The organism is Nonomuraea guangzhouensis, from assembly GCF_019396345.1.
Classification (GTDB): domain Bacteria; phylum Actinomycetota; class Actinomycetes; order Streptosporangiales; family Streptosporangiaceae; genus Nonomuraea; species Nonomuraea guangzhouensis.
The window spans coordinates 25,661-46,077 of the sequence record NZ_JAHKRM010000012.1 but is presented as its reverse complement, the minus strand read 5'-3'; the positions used below and the strand labels follow the sequence as shown (position 1 = coordinate 46,077).

15 protein-coding genes are annotated in these 20,417 nt (G+C 70.2%); 3 read left to right on the top strand and 12 right to left on the bottom strand.

What is annotated here, in order from left to right; genetic code table 11:
• Positions 1-21: 21 nt before the first annotated feature.
• The gene (locus KME78_RS24990; protein WP_219531742.1) at positions 22-321 is read right to left on the bottom strand and encodes a hypothetical protein; all 300 of its coding nucleotides are present in this window, start codon (positions 319-321) and stop codon (positions 22-24) included.
• 53 nt (positions 322-374) lie between these two features.
• On the opposite strand from KME78_RS24990, the gene KME78_RS24985 reads away from it, so the two are divergent.
• Complete coding sequence (locus tag KME78_RS24985; protein WP_219531740.1) at positions 375-1,490, top strand: methyltransferase domain-containing protein; 1,116 nt, start codon at positions 375-377, stop codon at positions 1,488-1,490.
• A 191-nt stretch (positions 1,491-1,681) separates the two neighbouring features.
• Here KME78_RS24985 and KME78_RS24980 read toward each other — a convergent pair whose 3' ends face one another.
• Together KME78_RS24980 and KME78_RS24975 are read right to left on the bottom strand one after the other, a co-directional pair.
• Positions 1,682-4,264, bottom strand: a complete 2,583-nt coding sequence (locus tag KME78_RS24980; RefSeq protein WP_219531738.1) for an ABC transporter substrate-binding protein — start codon at positions 4,262-4,264, stop codon at positions 1,682-1,684.
• Positions 4,265-4,434: 170 nt separating this feature from the next.
• Positions 4,435-6,399, bottom strand: a complete 1,965-nt coding sequence (locus KME78_RS24975) for a sulfatase-like hydrolase/transferase (RefSeq protein ID WP_219531737.1) — start codon at positions 6,397-6,399, stop codon at positions 4,435-4,437.
• 178 nt (positions 6,400-6,577) lie between these two features.
• Between KME78_RS24975 and KME78_RS24970 the strand changes: the two genes are divergently transcribed.
• Together KME78_RS24970 and KME78_RS24965 are read left to right on the top strand one after the other, a co-directional pair.
• Positions 6,578-8,569: an alpha-L-arabinofuranosidase family protein gene (locus tag KME78_RS24970; RefSeq protein ID WP_219531736.1), complete on the top strand. Its 1,992-nt coding sequence runs from the start codon at positions 6,578-6,580 to the stop codon at positions 8,567-8,569.
• A gap of 78 nt (positions 8,570-8,647) precedes the next feature.
• On the top strand, positions 8,648-9,865 hold the full coding sequence (locus KME78_RS24965; protein WP_219531735.1) for an ROK family transcriptional regulator: 1,218 nt from the start codon (positions 8,648-8,650) through the stop codon (positions 9,863-9,865).
• Here KME78_RS24965 and KME78_RS24960 read toward each other — a convergent pair.
• From KME78_RS24960 to cysC, 9 genes are all read right to left on the bottom strand, one after another.
• Positions 9,838-11,058 (bottom strand): ROK family protein, encoded by a 1,221-nt coding sequence (locus KME78_RS24960; protein WP_219531733.1) that lies wholly within the window; start codon positions 11,056-11,058, stop codon positions 9,838-9,840. The two genes, KME78_RS24965 and KME78_RS24960, sit on opposite strands and share 28 nt — an antisense overlap.
• Before the next feature lie 8 nt (positions 11,059-11,066).
• Complete coding sequence (locus KME78_RS24955; RefSeq protein ID WP_219531731.1) at positions 11,067-13,136, bottom strand: ABC transporter ATP-binding protein; 2,070 nt, start codon at positions 13,134-13,136, stop codon at positions 11,067-11,069.
• On the bottom strand, positions 13,133-13,873 hold the full coding sequence (locus KME78_RS24950) for an SDR family NAD(P)-dependent oxidoreductase (protein ID WP_219531729.1): 741 nt from the start codon (positions 13,871-13,873) through the stop codon (positions 13,133-13,135). Before KME78_RS24950 ends, KME78_RS24955 begins: the two co-directional genes overlap by 4 nt.
• Position 13,874: 1 nt before the next feature.
• The gene (locus KME78_RS24945; RefSeq protein ID WP_219531727.1) at positions 13,875-14,603 is read right to left on the bottom strand and encodes an SMP-30/gluconolactonase/LRE family protein; all 729 of its coding nucleotides are present in this window, start codon (positions 14,601-14,603) and stop codon (positions 13,875-13,877) included.
• Positions 14,600-15,472, bottom strand: coding sequence for an ABC transporter permease (locus tag KME78_RS24940; protein ID WP_219531725.1), 873 nt, complete (start codon positions 15,470-15,472; stop codon positions 14,600-14,602). Before KME78_RS24940 ends, KME78_RS24945 begins: the two co-directional genes overlap by 4 nt.
• The gene (locus tag KME78_RS24935) at positions 15,472-16,419 is read right to left on the bottom strand and encodes an ABC transporter permease (RefSeq protein ID WP_219531723.1); all 948 of its coding nucleotides are present in this window, start codon (positions 16,417-16,419) and stop codon (positions 15,472-15,474) included. Before KME78_RS24935 ends, KME78_RS24940 begins: the two co-directional genes overlap by 1 nt.
• A gap of 9 nt (positions 16,420-16,428) precedes the next feature.
• A complete protein-coding gene (locus KME78_RS24930) occupies positions 16,429-18,000 on the bottom strand; it encodes an ABC transporter substrate-binding protein (protein WP_219531719.1) in 1,572 nt (523 codons plus the stop codon).
• A gap of 11 nt (positions 18,001-18,011) precedes the next feature.
• The gene (locus KME78_RS24925) at positions 18,012-19,115 is read right to left on the bottom strand and encodes an enolase C-terminal domain-like protein (protein ID WP_219531717.1); all 1,104 of its coding nucleotides are present in this window, start codon (positions 19,113-19,115) and stop codon (positions 18,012-18,014) included.
• A gap of 121 nt (positions 19,116-19,236) precedes the next feature.
• The gene (gene cysC, locus KME78_RS67280; protein ID WP_219531716.1) at positions 19,237-20,385 is read right to left on the bottom strand and encodes an adenylyl-sulfate kinase; all 1,149 of its coding nucleotides are present in this window, start codon (positions 20,383-20,385) and stop codon (positions 19,237-19,239) included.
• Positions 20,386-20,417 lie beyond the last annotated feature (32 nt).

Below are 20,417 nucleotides of genomic sequence, written 5' to 3'. Positions count from 1 at the left end.
GCGTCGGCCAGCGTCCTGTTACTAGGCCTTCTGTCCGGCTCCCTTGATGCAGTACGGACAGAAAGGCTCAGGGTCGCAGATCTTGACGCTGTCGGAGTAGTTGGCGGGGTCGAGATCCAGCTCCTTGCTGGCGGCGGTGGCCATGTTGGTCACTTGTCGATAACGGATGGTAGTCATATGGTCGCGGAGACGGTTCTTTTCGAGCGAGGAAAGGCTCTCCGCATGGGCAAGCACGAAGGCGAAAAGCCCAAGTCGAAACCGCTCGAGCTCCCGAAGCATGACAAGAACACGGGCGATGGGGACGGCAGTGGCGGCAAGCATGAGGGGGACGGAAAGCAAAAGTGATGCCCGACCTCGAGGCAAGCGTCGACGGCATGATCGCTGCGATCAGCGGGACTCGGGCCCCGATCCGTGGCACGATCGCCAACGCGCTACATGCGGTGCCAAGGCACCTGTACGTGCCCTCGTTGGGGGTGGCTCTGACCCACGCAGGCCCCAAGCTGATCGACCGGCGCCGCGACCCAGAGGCATGGTGGGCGGCCGTGTACGGACCATCCGCCATCGTGACGCAACTCGACAAGGGTGCAACGGACATCCGCGACGTGGAAGGGCGCTACACCTCTTCCAACTCGGCCCCGGGCACAGTGGTCGACCTGCTCACGCTGCTCGATCCCGATCCCGGGCACCGCATACTCGAGGTCGGCACCGGTACCGGGTGGACGGCCGCGCTGTTGTCCCACCTGGTCGGCGACGCCGCTCGCGTGACATCGATGGAGGTCGATCCGGCAGTCGGCGAGCAGGCGGCAAAGGCGCTGGCCGCAGCCGGCGTGCACCCGCACCTGATCGTTGGCGATGGGGCGGCCGGCTGGCCAGCGGGAACCCGGTACGACCGCGTGCACGTCACGTGCGCCGTCCATACCGTTCCGTACGCCTGGATCGAGCAATGCCGTCCCGGCGCGGTCATCGTCACGCCGTACTCGCCCGGGTTCGACACCGACCATTCGCTACGGCTCGTCGTCATGCCGGATGGCAGCGCTGTCGGGAGGTTCCCGGGCTACGCCTCGTACATGATGATGCGCTCCCAGGGCGCTACGCCGGGCGCCCCGGACGACGGTAGCGGACGACGGTTCACCACCGCCGTGGATCCCCGCACGATCACGTACGCACCGGCCGGCGCGGGCCTGGTCATGTCGGCCCTGACTGGTCTGCGTATGCGGCTCGACGATGAGAAGAGGCTGTTCCTCGTCGACCCCGGCGACCCTGGTCGGTGGGGCGCCGCCGGCTATGAGCCCGACGGCGAACCGTGGGTGTACGAGCTCGGCGACCGTCACCTCTGGGAAGAGGTCACCAACGCCTACTTCGCGTGGGTGAGCAGGGGTGAGCCGGGCCTCGATCGGTTCGGCATGACCGTCACCTCCGACGGCCAGCAGCTCTGGCTCGACGCACCCGAGGCCACGATCGGCCCGCGCCGACGGTCGGCCGCCGCGTGACACATCAGACCTGAACGTCAACCACGACGACATGATCACCGAGTCGTTTCCTGGATGAGGCGCTTGGCACTGACCTTCGCGAACGCGATCCTGTGATCAGCGGAGACCCGATGGCCCGCCACCGAGCGGGTTCTTTGTCGTCTGCACGATGGGCGAATGCGTCGACCGGTGTCCTGTTGTCAGCTCTTCGCTCAGTGAACGACGCACTGGTCGTCCCGCTTCGGGGGATGCCCGGTCGGCCACGCCACGCCCTCCAGCGTCAGCCGGCTCGCGCCGGGCTCGAGGCGGACCACGACCAGCGCCTTGTTGTACGGGTTGCCCGCGTTGCTGAGACAGATCCATCCGCTTGCGCCGCGCACGCGCAGGTCGGAGTTGAGCTTGCGCAGGTCCCGCCGGATCCGGTCGGTTGAGGGCACCTCTTGCCCGCTGGTGTGGACCGCGCGGGCCAGGGCCCGCGAGGCTGTCAGGATGACGTCGTGGGTGACGATGGTCCGCCCGTCGTTGAGGCTCACCGGGCCGATGGGGCCATTGGCCTCGATGCCGCGCTGCAAGCTGTTCATCGCGTCCCGGGACTCCGTGACGTACGGCGGAGCGGGCGACTTACCCGGTGCGGCGCTCCATTCGCCGGGGTGTGCGGGAGCGATGTAACGGATGGTCACCGCCGGCTTGCCCGATCCGGAATCTCCCTTGAGCAGGGCTCGGTCCGCGGGTGTCAGCCGCTCGTCGAGGGTCGTGGCGTCGGAGCCGGTGATCACCGTGTACGACTTCTTCTCGCGGCAGTAGGTGCCGGCCAGCTTCTCGATGAAGAGCTTCAGGTGCAGGGCCCGGCCGGCGAAGTACACCACACTCGCGTTCGACCGGCAGATGTTGCCGGCGAAGTCCTCGAACTCGTTCGGTGTATAGCCCGCCATCTCCACGCCCGGCGAATCGAACAGCATGTCCTGTACGGCGCCGCCGCCCTGCTTCCGCCTGGCCGCGGCGAAGGCGTCCCGCAGAGACCGGTTGTAGTTGTCGTCCGGCCGCTCGTCCGCGACGAGGGCGGTCTCGGCGCCCGCCAGGCTCGAGTCGAAGGCGAGCAACGCGCGGGCCTGGTCCGCGGTGGTGGAGACCACGCGGGCCAGGCCGGGGAACGGGGCGGGATCCTTGTCCTCGGGATTGGCGAAGTCGTCCGCCGTCACCACGCTCGCGACGGCCGGGATCTTCAGCGTGTTGGTCACGTACGTGAGGGCCTGCTTGGTCGCCGTCAGGCTGAGGTTGAAGCCGGCCACGACCCGCAGGTCCGGCTCACGCTCGACCAGCTTGTCGAGCGTGAACCCCCAGTGGCCGTAGCCGCGACCGGGGTTGGCCAGGACAAGCCGGATGGCGGGTTTGGCCGAGGCCGGCTGGTTGACCTCGGCCTGAGCGAGGAAGGCGCCCTGGATCTCGCTGAGGATCTGCCGCTGTACGGCGGGGTTGTCCGACTCCGTGGGGATCATGAGCGCCACGGTCGCGTGCGTCTGCCCCTCGACTGCCCTGTTCTGCTCGGCGATACGGGCGGAGACCTCCTTCATGCCGCGGACCGCGGGCATGAACACGTCGGAGCCGTCGGAGACGCCGACGCACTCGCCATCCTTGACCTCCAGGGCGTCACCGCAGCTCTCCGGCATGCGGGACACGACGAAACCGGCGGTGGCGAGGACCGCGACCGAGGTGAGCAGCGTCACCGGCCCCAGGATCCTCCTCCCGCTGTTCGCCCGGGGTTCCGGAACCTCCCCCAAGCTGACGCGTAAGAGCCGGCTGGGCAGCGGCTCATCCGTTTTCCCCTGCGCCCGCAGCTCGGCGAGGGTTTCGCGTTCTTGGTACCGGTCGGCTATGGCCCGCGCGAGATCCTCTGCCTGTACAGCGTCCCGCGCGCCCCTGGCGGGCGTGGCTCGGTCAGGCTCGGAGGTCGTGATGACCACCGGGTACACGTACACATCCTGGGCAGGGTCGTCGAAGGCCTCCAGCAGACGGTCCCTGATGATCCGCCGGGCGGGGACCCGGTCCACGTCCGGCAGCAGGATGACCGGGCGGCGTGCCCTGTTGAGACGGCGGAAGAGGCGGTAATGCGCGTCGATATCGGCGAGCAGGGCCTCGACCAGCAGGAGCTGCTTTCCCCGCGCGGAGGCCCGATTCATCTCGTCCAGCCGCTCACACACCACGTCGAAGGTACGCGCGTCGGGGAATCGCCTGGTGCGATTCCAGCGGACGGTCCTGTAGTAAGGGAATCGCAGCATATTGGCCGCCTTCAGCCCAAGGCCGACCGCGCCGCCGAACTGCCGAGTGACCAACTCGTCTTCCACCAGCGGGGCCACGCGCGGACGAACGTCCTGCAGGGTGTGCTGCCGCTCGGCCATGATGGCGTCCTTGATGTGTTTCTTCAGGTCTCTGGCCCTTCTGGGCGGCAGCCTTTCCGTGGAGTGCCAGTCGTAGAGCGCCGTGCGGGCCGCCGCGAACCGGGGAAAGACGATGGGCAGGCCGCGGGCCACCCTGCCCCCGTAGCCGCATCCTTCGACGATCGCCTGCAACTGCTCCAGGACCTGCAGATCCTCGGACTGCTCCGTCTGCACCCCGCTGGGGTTGTTGACGGGTACGACGGCCCGGTAGCTCTTGAACAGCGCGCGAAGCCACGGCGTGACCTGAGGGGGATCACCTTCGATCTGGAGGATCAGCGCCCCGCGCCCGCGCTCGAACCGGACCGCCCTCCGGGTGAACCTGCGCCGCAAGGTCAGCTGCGCCAGCACCTTGTCCAACACTTGTTCTCCCGGTTAACGGATGGTCAAGTTTGTTGGCACTATAGGCTGCGGATTTGCTGGCTACATCGACAATTTTAATTTCCGCCTGGCACGTCCACATATCTCCAAAAAAGGCCAAGAAATCGAACTTGCGGGCGATTGTTCCAAGTCCGTGAATTCAACCGACGGCATCAGGGGCAGCTCCCGGAGCAGGCCACCGCGTTCAACGTCCCGAACAGAGCGCGGGTGGGCTGCGCCTGCGACGTTCCGGCCACGCGTAGCCCGACGCGTCCGCCCGAGAACGCGGATGCGGCGGTGTCCGACCACGCGAGCTGCCGAGTGCCGTCCAGGTCGACCGAGATGCTCGGGCCCATGGCGCGGACGACGATGGTGTGGTCCGTGCCGGTCGTCAGCGGGAGGTCCTTGCAGGCGACCTGTGTCCCGGCCCCGTCGGCGACCTTGGACAGGACCAGCCGCGCGCTGCCGCCGCCCGGTTGGGGGGCCGGTCCGGCGCACGCGCTGCCGTTCTGCGGGATGGCGATCGAGGCCGTGTACCCGTTGAAGCTCTGCCCGGCTCCGCTGCCACGTACGATCACCCCGGCTTGCCCCGGGTCCTGCAGCCGCACGGTGGAGGAGGCTTTCACGTCGTCGAAGTGGCTCAGCTCCAGCATGCTTCTGCCGGCCGTACCGGTTGATGCGCCGCGGTATGACTTGTCCCCCGAGCCGGTGTCGACCACGGTCCAGGTCCCGCCGGCCTCGATGTACCCGTCGGGCTTGTTCGCCCGGATGTCCGTTGCCGAGCGCGGGTTCTCGAAGCTCTCCGTGACTCGGTTCGCGGCGTTCCAGGCGTTGTGCGCGGCCACGATCGGGCCGCTCGTCACCGGGTCGGGCCATAGATTTCCGTCGTCGTCCTCGCCGGGGTTGGCCGCGAGGTCGAAGAGATAGTCGGTGGTGACAGGGGCAGTGGCGGGCGTGGTGCTGCTGATCCACTTGAGGTCGCCTGACCTCTGGGCCGCGATGACGGTGCCCTGGTGTCCCTCTTCTGCTTTGTCGACGACATAGCGCCAGCTCAGCTGGGAATGGGGCGGTCCGGTCCGCCCGCCGGTGAGATACGGGGCCAGGTCCACACCCGAGGCGCCGGGCGGTGCGGAAGCCGCGCTGCCCGCGGCGGCGAGGATCGTGGGGCGGAGGTCGAGGCTGCTGACCGGCCCGGTGTAGGTGGTGCCGGACGGGAGAGCGGCGGGCCAGGTGAGGGCGAAGGGCACCTTGATGCCACCCTCGAAGAGGCTGTACTTGCCGCCGCGGGTCGGTCCGGTGAAGTAGTCGGACTGCTGGCCGTTGTCCGACAGGAACACGAGCAGCGTGTTGTCCGCGACGCCGTTGTCCTCCAGGGCCTGGCGGACCCGGCCGATGCCGTCGTCCATGGTGCGGACCATCTCGGCGAAGCGCTCCTCGTCGGACTGCTGGGCCCCGCCGGCACACGATGTGGGCGTCTCCAGCGGCGTGTGCGGCGCGTTGTAGGCCAGGTACAGGAAGAACGGGTTCGCCGCGTGGTCGCCGATGTAGTCGACGGCGTGGTCGGTGAACTCCTGCGTCAGATAGCGGGCGCTCGACCGGTTGGCGTACGTCTGGGTGCCGGGGTCGTACTGCCTGAGTTCGGTGCCGGGGCAGTAGTCGTGCATGCCGCCGAAGAATCCGTAGAAGACGTCGAAGCCCATGGCGGCCGGCAGGTGCTTGGCGTCGAAGGGTTGCGCTCCGGCGAGGTCCCACTTGCCGATGGCCGCCGACGTGTAAGCCGCCGGTAGCTGTTTCATGATCGTGTCGGTCGGCATGCGTTCGGGGCGGGACCGGGTCAGCTGGTTGCTGTCCGCGCCGACGCGAGCGGGCTCCAGTCCGGTCAGCAGCGCGCTGCGGGACGGGCTGCAGACCGGGGAGGCCACGTAGCCCTGGCTCACGCGCACTCCGTCGTCGCCCATCGCTTCCAGGTTGGGCGTGGCGATCGCGCCGGAGCGGCCGTACAGCGAGGTCTGGTCGTAGCCGAGGTCGTCGGCGACGACGAGGACGATGTTCGGCGGTGTCGCGGCCTTGGCCGGGACGCCGGTCAGGGACGCGGCGAGCAGGCCGGCGGCCAAGGCGCCGGTTCGGGTGCGGTTCACGGGTCAGGTCACCACCAGGCATCGCTATTTACTTCACACTATTGAATAAATTCTCTAAAGTCGACCCATCGGCGCCGGCCGGCGTCGGCTGATCCGCCTCCACGCAACGGAGGCGGCAAGAGAGGAACACATGTTCGGGAATCTCGAAGACAGTCCTCGGGGGCGACCGCATCGATCGGTGCGCCTGCCGGCCGCGGCCGTGCTCATCGCCTTGGCCGGTGTGGCCGGGCTTCCGTCGTCCCCGGCTCAAGCGCACTCGGAAAGGACGGGTACGGCGGCGACGAGGATCACCGTCTCCCAGGAGCGCTACGTGACGACGGACGGCCGCCCGGTCGGGGAGGTTCCCGCGGCGATCGTCGGCGCCAACCAGCGGTGGCCCGACGACGGCAAAGGGATCTGGAACTCCGCCGCCGGGCGGGCGGCCGACGGGATCGTCCGGCTGAGTGAACAGGCGGGCCTGGACATGCTCCGCTATCCCGGTGGCACGGTCGCCAACCTCTTCGACTTCAGGCGGGCGATCGGCCCGCAGGACCAGCGGAAGTGCCAGACGTCGGGCGGCTTCGCGAACGGCCGCTTCGCTTCGACCGACAGCCGGTTCGGTCCCGATGAGAACGAGAAGTACGTCCGCTCCATCGGCGGTGAGACGATGATGATGGTGTCGGCGATCAACCAGTCCGCCGCCGACGCCGCCGATTTCGTCGAGTACATGAACGCTCCCGCCGACGGCAAGGGGACGAATCCGAACGGCGGCGTGAACTGGGGCGACGTACGCGCGCGCAACGGCCACCCCAAGCCCTACGGCATCCGCTACTGGGAGTTCGGGAACGAGCCGTACCTCGTCGGCCAGCACTACTGGTGGTCGGGTGAGGCGACGGCCCGCCTCCAGCAGTTCATCGAGGGCGGCTGGCAGCGGCAGACCGCGAAGGACGCCTCCTACCAGGACAATGACGGCCTGTTCCGCGGCTGCGACCTGGCGACTCGCCGCCAGGGCACGGGTGAGCCGAACCAGGAGTACCGGGTCAGGTTCGCTCCCATCGCGCTGCCCGGTGACGACGAGGGTGCCGCCGGCGTCGGCGACGGGCCGATCGCCGAGCCTGTGCTCCGTGTCGCGGGCAGCCCCTGGCAGCGGGTCGCGAGTCTCGCCGGGCAGGCGTCTGACGCGCACGTCTACACCGTCGGCAAGGCCGACGGGATCGTCCGGTTCGGGGACGGAACCCACGGAGCCGTTCCGCCCGCGGGGGCATCCCTGTCGATCGAGTACACCAGCGGCATCCACCAGGGCTATGTCGCTTTCCGCAAGGCGATGAAGGCGGTCGATCCCTCGATCGAGGTCTGCTCCGGCTGGGGCCGCCCGGAGTTCGTCGAGGCGATGGGCTCGCGCCCGTACGACTGCCTGGGCACGCACTCCTACAGCACGCCCCTGGCGGACGGCACGCTCACGCGCTACGGCAATCTGCAGGTCGCGGCCGCGCGGCGGGACGCCGACCTGAGTGACCTGCGCGACCGGATGGCGCGTCACTTCCCTGACGCCGCCACCCGGCCGGACCTGCTCGTCACCGAGTACGGGACGCTCAACACGCCCGCGCCCGCCTACGAGGCACGGCTCGCTCACGTCCTGTACCTGGCCGCGCAGGTCGCCGGCCAGTTGGAGAACGACGTCCGGGTGTCGATCAACTCCAACACCGCCGACCTGCCTCAGGACGACGGGTCGCCGGACCCGGCCAATCTGTTCGGCAGCCCGCCGGACTTCCTCATGACGGGCCGGGCCCACATGCTGGGGTTGTACGCCACGATGGCCGGCGGTCACGTCGTCAAGAGCGCCGTCACCGGCAACCCGGCCCTTACGGCGCCGGCGGGCACGTACGCCGCACTGCGCGTGGTGTCCACGTGCAACGGCGGCGTCATCCGCACCATGGTCGTCAACCGCGACGCCGAGCACACCGTGCCGGCCGACGTCGCACTGCCCGGCAAAGGCGTCACCGGCACGGTGAGCGTGTCGACGGTGAACGGCGCTTCGGTCGAGTCGTACAACGCCCCCGATCATCCGCGCGACATCAGCGTGCGCGTGTCGCGGGAGAAAGCCGACCAGGGCGTCCTGAGCCACGAGTTCGAGCCGCACAGCGTGACGCTGCTGCGGTTCACCGGGCAGGGGCGTGCCTGCGGTTCCTGAGCTCGCCCGGACCTGCGCCTTCCGGGGTTCCGGACACACATAGGATCAACGGGTCCGGCCGGTGCGGGAAGGAGCCTCGTGACGACGCGAACGCCGGTGGAGGGCCGCCAGCTGGGCCAGCAGCTCGACAGTCTTCGGCGCGGTAACGCCGCCGCGGTCCTGTCCGAGATTCGGGCCCGCGGCGCGGTGTCACGCTCGGAGATCGCGGCCGGCGTGGGGCTCAGCGCCGCCGCCATCACCAAGATCATCATCGAGCTGGAGCGCGCCGAGTACGTCACTGAGGCTCCGCAGACCGAGCCGGCGTCGACGCAGGCGCGGGGGCGGGGCCGGCCACGCCGGCCTCTCACCCTCGATCTGGACCGCCATCGGTTCGTGGGCGTGCACGTCGGGCTGCAGAGGGTCACCGCCGGGCTCGTCGACCTGGCCGGCCAGGTGGTCGCGCTACGGTCCCGCAAGCACGGCGGCGCCGCGCCCCGGACCGTGCTGTCGGCCGCCACCCGCCTGGTGGGCGAGCTGATCGAGCAGTCCGGCGTACGACATGAGGACGTGGTGGGCTACGGCGCCTGCACGGGCGGCTGGGTGCCGCCCGAGTCCGGCGCCGTCCGCGCCTTCGAGGGACTGGGCTGGCACGACGTGGCCTTCTCCGAGGGGCTCCGGGTCGACGGCCTTCCCCTGCCACGCGTCGAGTCCACCGTTCGGGCGCTGGCACTGGCCGAGGCCCGGCTCGCGGCGGCCGAGGGCGCGCGGAACGTTCTCTACGTCTTCGTCGGCAACGTCATCGGGTGCGCGCACGTGGTGCACGGGGACATCGCGCGCGGACAGCACGACGCGGCCGGGCTCATCGACCACGTCAGCTCCGGTTCCCGGTCCGCCGTCCCGTGCATGTGCGGGCGCCATGACTGCTTGTGGGCGGTGGCCAGCGACGCCGCGCTCACGCTCGACGCGCAGCGGCGCGGGCTGCTGCCGGACGGCACGACCATCGACGACCTCGTCAAGATCTCCGGGGAGCGCACGGCGCGCCGGATGCTCGAACGCAGGGCCACGCGCGTCGGCACGACCGTGGCCGCGCTGATCGACGTGCACGACCCGGACCTCGCGATCATCGGCGGCGGGGAGGTCGTCTCGTCCGCCGAGCGGTTCGAGCAGGTCGTGTCGGCGGCCCGCGGGCGGGTGGTCGGCGGGCGCGAGCCGACCCCGATCCAGCCCGCGGTCCTCATCGGGCCGTCGGGGCTCGTCCAGGGCGCGGCGACCCCGGTGCTCGATGCCTTCTACGCGGATCCTCTCGCCCGGCCATAGCCGTCGCTCGCCACTCCGGCCGGCTGAGCCGGCAGCATGCCGACCGGGTCGGTGAAGAAGGCGTGCAGGACGAGACTGGCCGATCCACGTACGAGGGAGCCCTCGCCCAGACCGGTCGGCACGATGCGGTCCGCGGCGTCCGGACGGGTGAGCCGGCGAGCGGCGGCGGAGCGCAGGGCGCCAAGGTGCTCCGGCGTCTGGAGCAGGCCGCCGCCCAGCACGAGGAGGTCGGGGTCGAGCAGGTCGAGGAGCGTGGCCGCGGTCACTCCGGCCAGTTCGGCGCGGGTCCGGAGGAGGCCGGCCGCCGCCGGATCGCCGGAGCGTGACTTCTTGACCAGTGACTCGAACGAGGCGTGTGGCTGTACCAGACCGGCGCTGCGCGCCTTGGCCAGGACGGCGACGTCACTGGCCAGCGTCGCGAGGCAGTCGTGACGGCCGCAGCGGCACCGTTCGCCGGACTCGTCGGCGCCGAGCGGCAGATGGTCGATGGTGCCGGCCGCGGCGTCCCGGCCGTTCCTCAGCCGGCCGTCGATCATGAGCCCGGCGCCGACGATGTTGCCGATGAACAGGAAGACCGACGAACCCGTGTCGCGCGCGGCACCGAGGTAGGTCTCGGCCAGGGCCAGGCCACGAACGCTGCTGTCCACCAGGACGGGATGACCGGCCGGCCCTACCTCCGTCACGAGCGGCACGTCTCTCCAGCCCAGCAGCGGATGCTCGACGACGACCCCCCGGGCCGGGTCGACGCGTCCACCCGTCACGATGCCGGTACCGAGCACCCGGTCGGCTCCCCCGGCGGCCGCCTGCAGTTCGGCGCGCAGGTCCCGTGCCTCGGCGAGAATGCCGGAGCGGGTCGGCCGGCGGTGCGTGACGGCATGCTCCACGACGACGTCGCCCGCGAGATCGAGCAGGCCGCCGGTGGTCCGTCGCAGTCCGATGTGCAGGCCGATGAAGCGGTAGTGAGAGGTGTCGAGCGCGACCGGTACCCGTGGGCGGCCGGTCTCTCCTCCCGTGACGACGGACAGCTCGCGGATCATGCGCATCCGGATCATGTACGCAGTGATCTTGGTGAGGCTGGTGGCGCTGAGTCCGGTCATGCGGGCGATCTCGGCGCGGCCACAGGCGCCGTGATGGAGGAGTGCCCGGGCGACCTGCGCCGTGTTCCTGCGGCGCAGGCTCTCGAGCCCGCTCACGAGCCCGCTCACCGGGCCGCGCTGTCGAGGCCGCTTCGGCGTAGTTCGCCGGGGAAGTGGCAGGCGGCGTACTGGCCCGGGGCGACCTCCCGGAGGGGCGGCCGCTCGGTGGCGCAGACGGTGCGGCCGGGGTTGGTCAGCGGCCCGATCGGGCAGCGGCTGTGGAAACGGCACGCCGGGGGCGGGTCGATCGGGCTGGGCACGTCACCGCCGAGCACGATGCGTTCCCGCTGCCGCTCGCGGGCGGGATCCGGCTCCGGCACGGCGGACAGCAGGCTGGCGGTGTACGGGTGCTGGGGGTTGGCGGTGATCTCCTCGGACGGGCCGGACTCCACGATCTGTCCGAGGTACATGACCATGATGCGGTGCGAGATGTAGCGGACGGTCGCCAGATCGTGCCCGATGAACAGGTAGGACAGGCCGAGCCGCCGCTGCAGATCCTGAAGGAGGTTGATGATCTGTGCCTGCAGGGAGACGTCGAGAGCCGACACCGCTTCGTCGCAGACGAGCAGCCGGGGATCGACCGCGAGAGCGCGCGCGATGACGATGCGCTGTCGCTGGCCGCCGGAGAACTCGTGCGGATAGCGGGCGGCCACCGCCGGGTCGAGACCCACGAGTTCCAGCAGCTCCGCGACGCGGTGCCGCGCCCGCTCCCCCTTGGCGAGGCCGTGGACGAGAAGGGGTTCTCGTACGGCGTCGCCGACCGTGAGGCGGGGGTTCAGCGAGGACATGGGGTCCTGGAACACCAGTTGCGTCTGGCTGCGATACCAGGCGAGGTCGGCGCCCCGCAGGACTCCGACGTCCCGGCCGTCGAACCGGATGGTGCCCGAGGTGGCCGGGTGGATGCCGAGGAGCGCCTTGGCCACGCTCGACTTGCCGCAGCCGGACTCGCCGACCAGCCCCACCGTCTCGCCGGGCGCGATCGACAGGCTGACGCCGTCGACGGCGCTGACGTACCGCGTGGTCCGGCGCAACGGCGAGGTGCGCCGCTTGACCGGGAAGGTCTTCACCAGCGCGTCGACCTCGAGCAGCGGAGTCTCAGGCCCTGCCGGGTGCTCCCGCGACGCGGGCGCGTCAGGCTCGGCGGCCGGCGGCAGCCCGCCGTCCGGTCCGGCGACCCAGCACCTCCAGTCCCGGCCCGCGCGCTCGTCGGAGTAGGTCGGCGGGTGCTCTTCGTGGCAGCGTTCCTCCGCCACGTCGCAACGTGGCGCGTACGGGCAACCGGGTATCGGCGCGACCAGGTCCGGCGGGCGGCCCTCGATCGGCACGAGCGGCAGCCGGCGGGAAGCGGCCAGGCGTGGGGTCGCGGCCAGCAGGGCTCGGGTGTAGGGGTGGCGGGGGGCGGTGAAGAGCTCGTCCACCGGCGCCTCCTCGACGATGTGCCCGCCGTACATCACCGCGACGCGCCGGCACGATCGGGCGACCACACCGAGGTTGTGCGTGATCAGGACGATCGCGGTCCCGAGGTCGCGGTTGAGCTCGGCGAGGAGGTCGAGGATCTGCGCCTGGATGGTCACGTCCAGGGCCGTGGTGGGTTCGTCGGCGATGACGACCTCGGGGTCGTTGGCCAGGGCCATGGCGATCATGACGCGTTGCCGCATCCCGCCGGAGAAGGCGTGCGGGTAGTCGGCGAGGCGGGCGTCGGCGTCCGGGATGCCGACCCGTCCCATCAGGTCGGCCGCGCGCCCGCGCGCCTGCGATCCGGTGAACTTGCCGTGGCTGAGCATCGCCTCGACGAGTTGGGTGCGGATCTTCATCACCGGGTTCAGCGAGGACATCGGGTCCTGGAAGATCATGCTGATGCCGCCGCCGCGGACCTCGCGCATCTCCTTCTCGTCCAAGGTCAGCAGGTCGCGGCCCTGGAAGCGGATCTCCCCCGACTCGATCCGGCCGGGTGGACGCACCATCCGGAGCAGGGACATGGCGGTCACCGACTTGCCCGATCCGGACTCGCCGACGATGGCGAGCGTCTCACCGGCGCGGACGTCGAAGGAGACGCCGTTCACCGCCCGTACCTGTCCGCGCTCGGAGTCGAAGCGCGTGACGAGGTCACGGACCTGGAGGACTGACTGGCTCATGGCCGATCTCCTTCCGGGAGTCGTGCGAGGACGCCTCCGTCCACGGCGAGGACGGCTCCGGTGACGTACGAGGCGTCGGGACCGGCGAGGAAGGCCACACATCGGGCGACCTCCTCGGGGCGGCCGGGGCGTCGCAGCGCTGCCCCGCCGATGGCCGCGGCGAGACGGGCGGGATCGCGGGAGATGTGGGCGTTGCGCTCCACGGCGATGAATCCGGGGGCGACCGCGTTGACCCGGACGCCGAGCGGGCCCCACTCCACCGCGGCGGTCCGGGTGAAGGCGGTCAGTGCCGCCTTCGCGGCGGCGTAGGCACCGAACTCGGGTGCCGCGCGGAAGGCGTGCACGGACACGACGTTGACGATCGCTCCCGGCCGTGAGTCCAGAGCCGTCACGAACCTGCGGCTCAGCTCGACCGGGGCCCCCACCGACACGGCGAGCGTGCGGTCCCATCCCGTCGTGGTCCCGTCGAGCAGGGGGGCCCTTTCCTCGGTGAACGCGCAGTTCACGAGCACACCGAGGTCGCCGGGCAGAGACTGCGCCGCGGCCAGGCACACGTCCTGGACGGCCGGGTCGGTGACATCGCCGACGACCGCGCGCCACGACCGGCCGTCGTCGGGTCCGGCGACGGCTTCGTCGATGTCGACGGCCACGACGTGACCGCCCAAAGCGCGCAAATGCATCGCTATGGCACGTCCGATGCCACGGGCCGCGCCAGTGACGACGTTCACGGTCGGCATGTCAGAGCTCCATCCGGGAGGCCGGCAGGCCGCGTACGCCGGTGCCGAACCGGAAGAGCGCACCGGCGCCCCGGGAGATCTCCCCCGGTCTCTCGTCCGGCGCGACGGGCCGCGATCCCGTGGTGATGAAAAGTTCTCGCAGGTCAGGGCCGCCGAACGCGCAGCTCATCGGGAAGCGGGTGGGCAGCGCGCCGATCGAACCCTCGGCCGGGTCGAACGCGTAGGCGTTCACCTCCTGGCGCAGGGAGTCGACGAAGTAGAGGGTGTCGCCGGACGGGCTCCAGGCGAGTCCGTTCGCGAGCCGGACGTCGTCCAGGATCCGGACCGGGACGTGGCTCCCGGGGTCGAGCCGCCACAGACCGCCGGGGCGGGTGGGGCGGTGGGGCATCGTCATGGTCCCGATCCAGAGGCGTCCGGCCGGGTCGACGGCCGCGTCGTTCGCCCGCATGCACGGGTCTTCCGGGATGTCGGCGAGGTGGCGAGCACCCTCGCCGGTCAACTCGAGCACGCAGAGCCCGGCGGTGACGACGCGCGTGCCCCGCGTGCTGAGCACCACCGAGGACAAGGGCGCGCCCAGGTCGGTGGAGGTGGTCTCGCCCTCGGGGGAGGTGGCGTGCAACAGGCCGCCCCAGATATCGACCCAGAGCAGCCGGTACGCGTCCTCGTCCCAGATCGGGCCCTCCCCGAGCAGGGAGCCCGCGCCGGTTACGGGTTGTGGAGTCGAGATCATCGGCGTAGCAGTCCTCTGTTCAGTCCGTCCGCGATGAGGTTGAAGCCCAGCACCAGAGCGGTGACGACGATGATGGGGCCCAGCGCGTACCAGGGATTCTGGTCGAGGAAGTTGACGCTGGTCCGCAGCAGCGAACCCAGCGACGGGGACGGCGGGCGGATGCCGATGCCCACGAAGCTCATCGCGCCCTCGATGAACACCGCCGTCGACAGGCTGAGGGCGGCCTGCACGATGAGCGTGTCCAGCGCGTTGGGCAGGATGTGGCGCAGCAGGACACGGCCGCGGCTCGCGCCCACGACCTCGGCCGCGACCACGTAGTCGCGCGAACGTTGCGCCTGGACCGCCGACCGGGTGAGCCGCCCGAAGAGCGGGACGTTGACGACGACGCAGGTGACGACGATGGCCGTCATCCCGGGGCCGACGGCGGTGGCCGACACCGCGACGCCGAGGACGAGAGCGGTGAAGGCGAGCTGCACGTCGAAGATCCGCTGCACGATGGCGTCCACGATCCGGTGCGATCCGCACAGCAGACCGAGGGCGACGCCCAGCGACCCGCCGATCGGTACGGCGAGGCCGGCCACCACGACGTCCTGCCGGATGCCGAACAGCACCCGGGTGAACACGTCGCGGCCGAACTCGTCGGTGCCGAGCAGGTGCGAGGCGCTGACCCCGGCGAAGCTGTCACTGCTCTGCGCGTCGAAGCCGTACGGCGCGATCCAGGGAGCGAATGCGCCGAGCACGAACAGGACGGCGACGATGGCGAGCCCCGCGCCGGTCTCGGGGAATCTCAGGGCCCGCGACCAGCGGGAACGCTGCGGCCGGGAGGCGACTGTAGCCGCCGTGGGAGCCGCGGTGGACATGGCGGTCATCAGGCCTCCAGCCGGATGCGGGGGTCGATCGCCGCGTGAACGAGGTCGGTGAGGGTCTGCACGACCACGAACACCGCGACAGCGAACAGGAGGAGGTCCTGGACCAGGACGTAGTCACGGTCCAGCACCGAGTTGACCAGCAGGTCGCCGATGCCGTGCCAGGCGAAGATGGCCTCCACCACGATGGCGCCGCCGAGCAGCTGCCCGATCTGGATGCCCAGCACGGTGAGCACCGGCGGCAGGGCGTTCGGGACGACGTGCGCGCGGACCAGGCGAGAGGAGGTCAGGCCCTTGGCCACGCCGGTACGGATGTAGTCCTCGTCGTTCACCTGCCGTACGGAGGCGGCCAGGAAGCGGGCGAGCGTGGCCGCGGTGGGCAGCGCGAGGCACAGCGCCGGCATGAGGAGGTACTGCACCGCGAGGTCGGGGCTCTGCGACAGCGGCATGTACCCGGTCGCCGGTAGCAGCCGGATCGTGACGGCGAACAGCAGCACCAGCAGGACGCCGCTGACGTACGGCGGGAGCGCGAACGCCAGGGAGACCAGCGCGCCGACCGGTCGGGTGACGAGCCGGCGCCGGCCGGTGCCGAGCACCACGCCCGCGAGGCCGCCGAGCACGACGGCCAGGATCAGCGCGGCCACGGTCAGGGTGACCGTCTGGCCGAGCGCGGCGCCGATCGCGTGTGACGCCGGTTCCTTGCGGATGTAGGAGGTGCCGAGGTCGCCGGTCAGCAGGCCCCGGGCCCACTGCGCGTATTGGAGGAAGGGGCTCTGGTCGAGGCCGAGGTCGTGCCGGACCGCTTCCCGGGTGGCGGCCGTGGAGTCGGGGCCCGCCAGGACGTCCGCGGCGTCGCCCGACGCGAGCCGGGGGACGGCGAAGACGAGCACCGATGCCACGACCAGCACGAGGAGAGCGGATGGGACACGCCTCAGTGCGTATCTGATCATCGGTCGGCATCACTTCGTCAGGTAGGCGTCGTCGAGGTCGAGGTAGTCGTACATGGTGTACCGCAGGCCCTTGAGCTTCGTGGAGATGGTGAAGGTGTGCGCGCTGACGACGAGGTCGCTGACGAACTGCTGGTCGAGCAGGAAGTCGTTGATCCGCGTGTAGGCGGCCTTGGCGGCGGCGTCGTCCGCCGGCGTCCAGAGCTGTTTCGCGATGGCGCGGTACTCGTCGGAGTCGAAGCTGGAGGCGTTCTTGTCGGCGTTGAACGGGAAGGCGCCCTTGACGAGGGTCGCGGGGCTGAGCTGGCCGAAGCCGTGCACGTTGACGAACAGGCCGGGCATGTCGCCGCTGCCGAGTTTGGCGAAGAAGTCGGGCGCCTGAAGCGGTACGAGCTGTGCTCGCAGGCCGGCCGCCTTCAGGTCGAACTGGACGATCTCGGCGATGGCCTTGTTCGTCGCGAACCCGGAGTTGAAGGCGACCTGGACCGTCTTGCCGGTGGCCCCGGCCCGGTCGATGAGCTGCTTTGCCTTGGCGAGGTCCTGCGCGTAGGTACCGGCCTTCCCCTGGTCGAAGGCTGGTGAGGACGATGACCACGGCAGGGAACCGGTCCGTCCGATGTCGCCGAGAGCCTGCTTGAGTATGCGGTTCCGGTCGATCGCCCAGGCGATGCCCTGCCGGACCTCACGGTCGTCGAGTGGGGCGATCTTGACGTTCGAGCCCACGTAGTACGTCGCGTCGTTCGCGTCGGAGGCGATGACCTCGAACGCGGGATCGTTCTTGATCGCGGCGGTGTCCAGGGGCGCCAGGTCGAGGGCGAGCTGGGTCTGCCCCGAGCGCAGCGAGGCGAGCATCGACTGCGACTGGCTCTGCACACTGATGTGCACGCCGTCCAGGTACGGGCGGCCCTGCTGCCAGTAACCGGCGTACCTCTTGAGATCGGCACCGGATCCGGGCGTGTACTTCTCGACCTGGAACGGTCCGGTGCCGACGAACTTCTTCCCGGCGAGGAGGTCGTCGAAGGTGTCCTTGTCGACGATCGGCATCACCTCGAACAGGTCGAACAGGTTGGACACGGGCTGTGCCAGCCGGAGCGTCACGGTGTGCGCGTCGTCGGCCTTCATCTCGGTGATGGCGGCGGCCACGTGCTTGAGCTGCGACGGCACGTCCTGGCGCGTCATGGCTTCGAGGGTGAAGATGACGTCGTCGGCGGTGAACGGGCGGCCGGAGTGGAAGGTGACGCCGTCCCGCAGTTTCAGCGTCACGGTCTTCTTGTCCGGCGTGATCTTCCAGCTCGTGGCCAGCTCGGGCTGGGGTTGGAGGGAGCGATGGTCGTAGGCGGTGAGCATGTTGAAGACCGACCGTATGACGCTGAAGTTCGGGTTGTTCTGGGACAGGAAGGTCGCGGGCGCGATGTCGGCGCTCTGCACGATGTTCAGGACGCCGCCTTTCTGCGGCCCGGAGACGTCCGGCGCGGTGTTGACCGCCGACCGGCAGCCCGAGAGGGCGAGCGCGCCGCAGGCGACGAGTGCGGTGATCGTCAGACTGGATCGGCCGCGGAGACGAGGGATGAACTGCTGGGGCATCGATGGCCGTCCTAGATGTTTGCGGACCACAGGACTCGACAACTGGGATGGTTCGGCTGGAGGGTGACTCCGAGGCCGGGACGGTCGTTCAGGTAGAGCCGTCCGTTCACGACGCGCTCGAGCCCGCTGACGAGCTCGGAGCGCCATGATGTCTCGCCGAACTGGTACTCCAGCACGGTGGCGTTGGAGCATGCGGCGAACGCGTGGGCGCTGGCCGCGGTGGCGACCGGCCCCGAGGGGTTGTGCGGGGAGATCGCCAGATCCGGAGCCGTGCGGGCGATGCGCAGCACGCGTTCCACGCCTCCGGCGTGCTTGACGTCCGGCATGAGGACGTCGATCAGCCGGCCGGTGACCGCGGCGCGGGCCTCCTCGGGCTCGAACATGAGCTCCCCGCCGGCGAGCGGAAGGGTGGTCGCCGCTCGAAGCGCACGCAGCTCCGCCACCGAACCGATGCTGACGGCGTCCTCCAACCAGGCGATCCCCAGGTCCTCAAGACCGGGGAGGAGCCGGTGCACCTCTTCGGCGGGGAGGCGCTCGTGACAGTCGACCTTCAGCTCGGCCTCGTCGCCGATGGCGGCGCGGATCGCCCTGAGCCGGGCCATCCCCGTGGCCGCCAGCGGCTCCCCCGGAACGCTGACGTCGAAGGGCGCGCACTTGACCGAGGTGAATCCCGCGGCGACCGCGCGGCGGGCCATCGCGGCGACGTCCTCGGGAGACCGGCCGCCCGGCATGCGGTTGATGTTCGCGTACACCGGGATGGAGTCGGGCGCCGAGCCGCCGAGCCACTTCCACACCGGCTCGCCGGCCGCCTGTGCGGCGTGGTCGACCATCATCTGCTCGAGCCCGCCCATGAGCGTGGCAACGACGAGCCTGTCGTCCGGGTCCGACTGTGACACCTGGTCCGCCAGGTCGGCGAGAACCTCCTGACGGTCGGCGACCAGGTCCCGGCCGGCGAGGCGGCGACGTACGGCGGCCACCTGTTCGAGCAGCCGTGCGGGGTGCCCCGCGTCCGAACACTCGCCGACCGCGACACGATCGCCGTGTCGCAGGACGAGGAAGTGCCATCGGCTCCTCGCGCTGACCTCAGCCTCGACCAGCTCCAACGTGCGCCGCATCCTCACATGACCTCCCGATTTGCTAAACAGTAGAAACTAAATACGGGAGGTGTCAATGGTCACGCGATCGGGTCAAGGTCGCCTGGTGTGCCTGGCCTCCTCTTCGACCGGCCAGAAGGCCTCAGCCCTGCAGCAGCGCACACAGCTCGTCCGTCACGTCATCGAGCGAACCGGAGCCGTCGACCACCATGTCGGGATGCTCCGGCGGCTCGTAGGCCTGGCCGAGCCCCGTCATGTTCGGCAGCGTGCCGGCCTTCGCCTGGGCGTACAGGCCCTTCGGGTCCCGATGCGCGCACACCTCGGCGGGGGTGTTCACCCAGACCTCGGCGAAGTCGCCCGGCTGGAACAGGCTCTTGGCCACCGCGCGGTCCGCCCGGAACGGCGAGACCAGCGCGACGATCACGATCAGGCCGGCGTCCAGCAGGATGCGGGTCAGCTCGGCGACCCGACGCACGTTCTCCGCGCGGTCGCCCAGGGTGAAACCGAGGTCCTTGTTCAGTCCGCTTCGGACGTTGTCGCCGTCGAGCACGTAGGTGTGCAGTCCCATGGCGTGCAGCCGGCGCTCCAGCGCGTTGGCGATCGTCGACTTGCCGGCGCCCGGCAGGCCGGTCAGCCACAACACCTTGGCCTGCTGCCCCTTCAGCCGTTGCCGCGCGTCCCGGTCGACGGTGTACGCGTGCGGAACGACGTTGCGGCCGCGCCGCAGCGCGTGCCGGACCATGCCCGCCGCCACGGTCTCCTTGCCGGCCCGGTCCACGAGCAGGAAGCTGCCCGTGTCCCGGCACTCCTGGTAGCGGTCCAGACAGACCGGGGTGTCGGTGGTCAGCTCGACCGTGCCGATGTCGTTGAGGCCGAGAGTACGCGCGGCGAGTTGCTTGCCGGACACCACGTCCAGCCGGCCGCGCACCGTCGTGACCACAGCGGGTACGGTCCGCGACCCGGCCAGCAGCAGGTAGGAGCGGCCATGTCGCAGCGGCTCCTCGGAGGTCCAGACCAGCGTGGCGGAGTATGCCTTCGCCGGGGAGAGCCCGTTGCCGAGGGCGCCCGGCGTGGTCAGCAGGTCTCCGCGTCGTACGTCGACGTCGTCGGCCAGCGTCACCGTCACCGGAGTGCCGGGGCCGGCCTCGTCGAACGTGCCGCCACCGGGGCCGAGTAGCCGATCGATCGTCGAAACGACGCCGCTGCCGGCGACCGCGACGGTGTCCCCCGGTCGGACCGGGCCGCCGACCACCGTGCCCGCGAAACCGCGGAAGTCGTCCGCCCGGATCACGTACTGGACGGGCAGCCGGTATTCGCCGGCAT

Coding starts and splice junctions, on each gene's coding strand:
- KME78_RS24930 (WP_219531719.1), bottom strand. CDS start 18,000: ATGCCCCAGCAGTTCATCCCTCGTCTCCGCGGCCGATCCAGTCTGACG.
- KME78_RS24950 (WP_219531729.1), bottom strand. CDS start 13,873: ATGCCGACCGTGAACGTCGTCACTGGCGCGGCCCGTGGCATCGGACGT.
- KME78_RS24945 (WP_219531727.1), bottom strand. CDS start 14,603: ATGATCTCGACTCCACAACCCGTAACCGGCGCGGGCTCCCTGCTCGGG.
- KME78_RS24985 (WP_219531740.1), top strand. CDS start 375: ATGATCGCTGCGATCAGCGGGACTCGGGCCCCGATCCGTGGCACGATC.
- KME78_RS24990 (WP_219531742.1), bottom strand. CDS start 321: ATGCTTGCCGCCACTGCCGTCCCCATCGCCCGTGTTCTTGTCATGCTT.
- KME78_RS24955 (WP_219531731.1), bottom strand. CDS start 13,136: ATGAGCCAGTCAGTCCTCCAGGTCCGTGACCTCGTCACGCGCTTCGAC.
- KME78_RS24940 (WP_219531725.1), bottom strand. CDS start 15,472: ATGACCGCCATGTCCACCGCGGCTCCCACGGCGGCTACAGTCGCCTCC.
- KME78_RS24935 (WP_219531723.1), bottom strand. CDS start 16,419: ATGATCAGATACGCACTGAGGCGTGTCCCATCCGCTCTCCTCGTGCTG.
- KME78_RS24925 (WP_219531717.1), bottom strand. CDS start 19,115: ATGCGGCGCACGTTGGAGCTGGTCGAGGCTGAGGTCAGCGCGAGGAGC.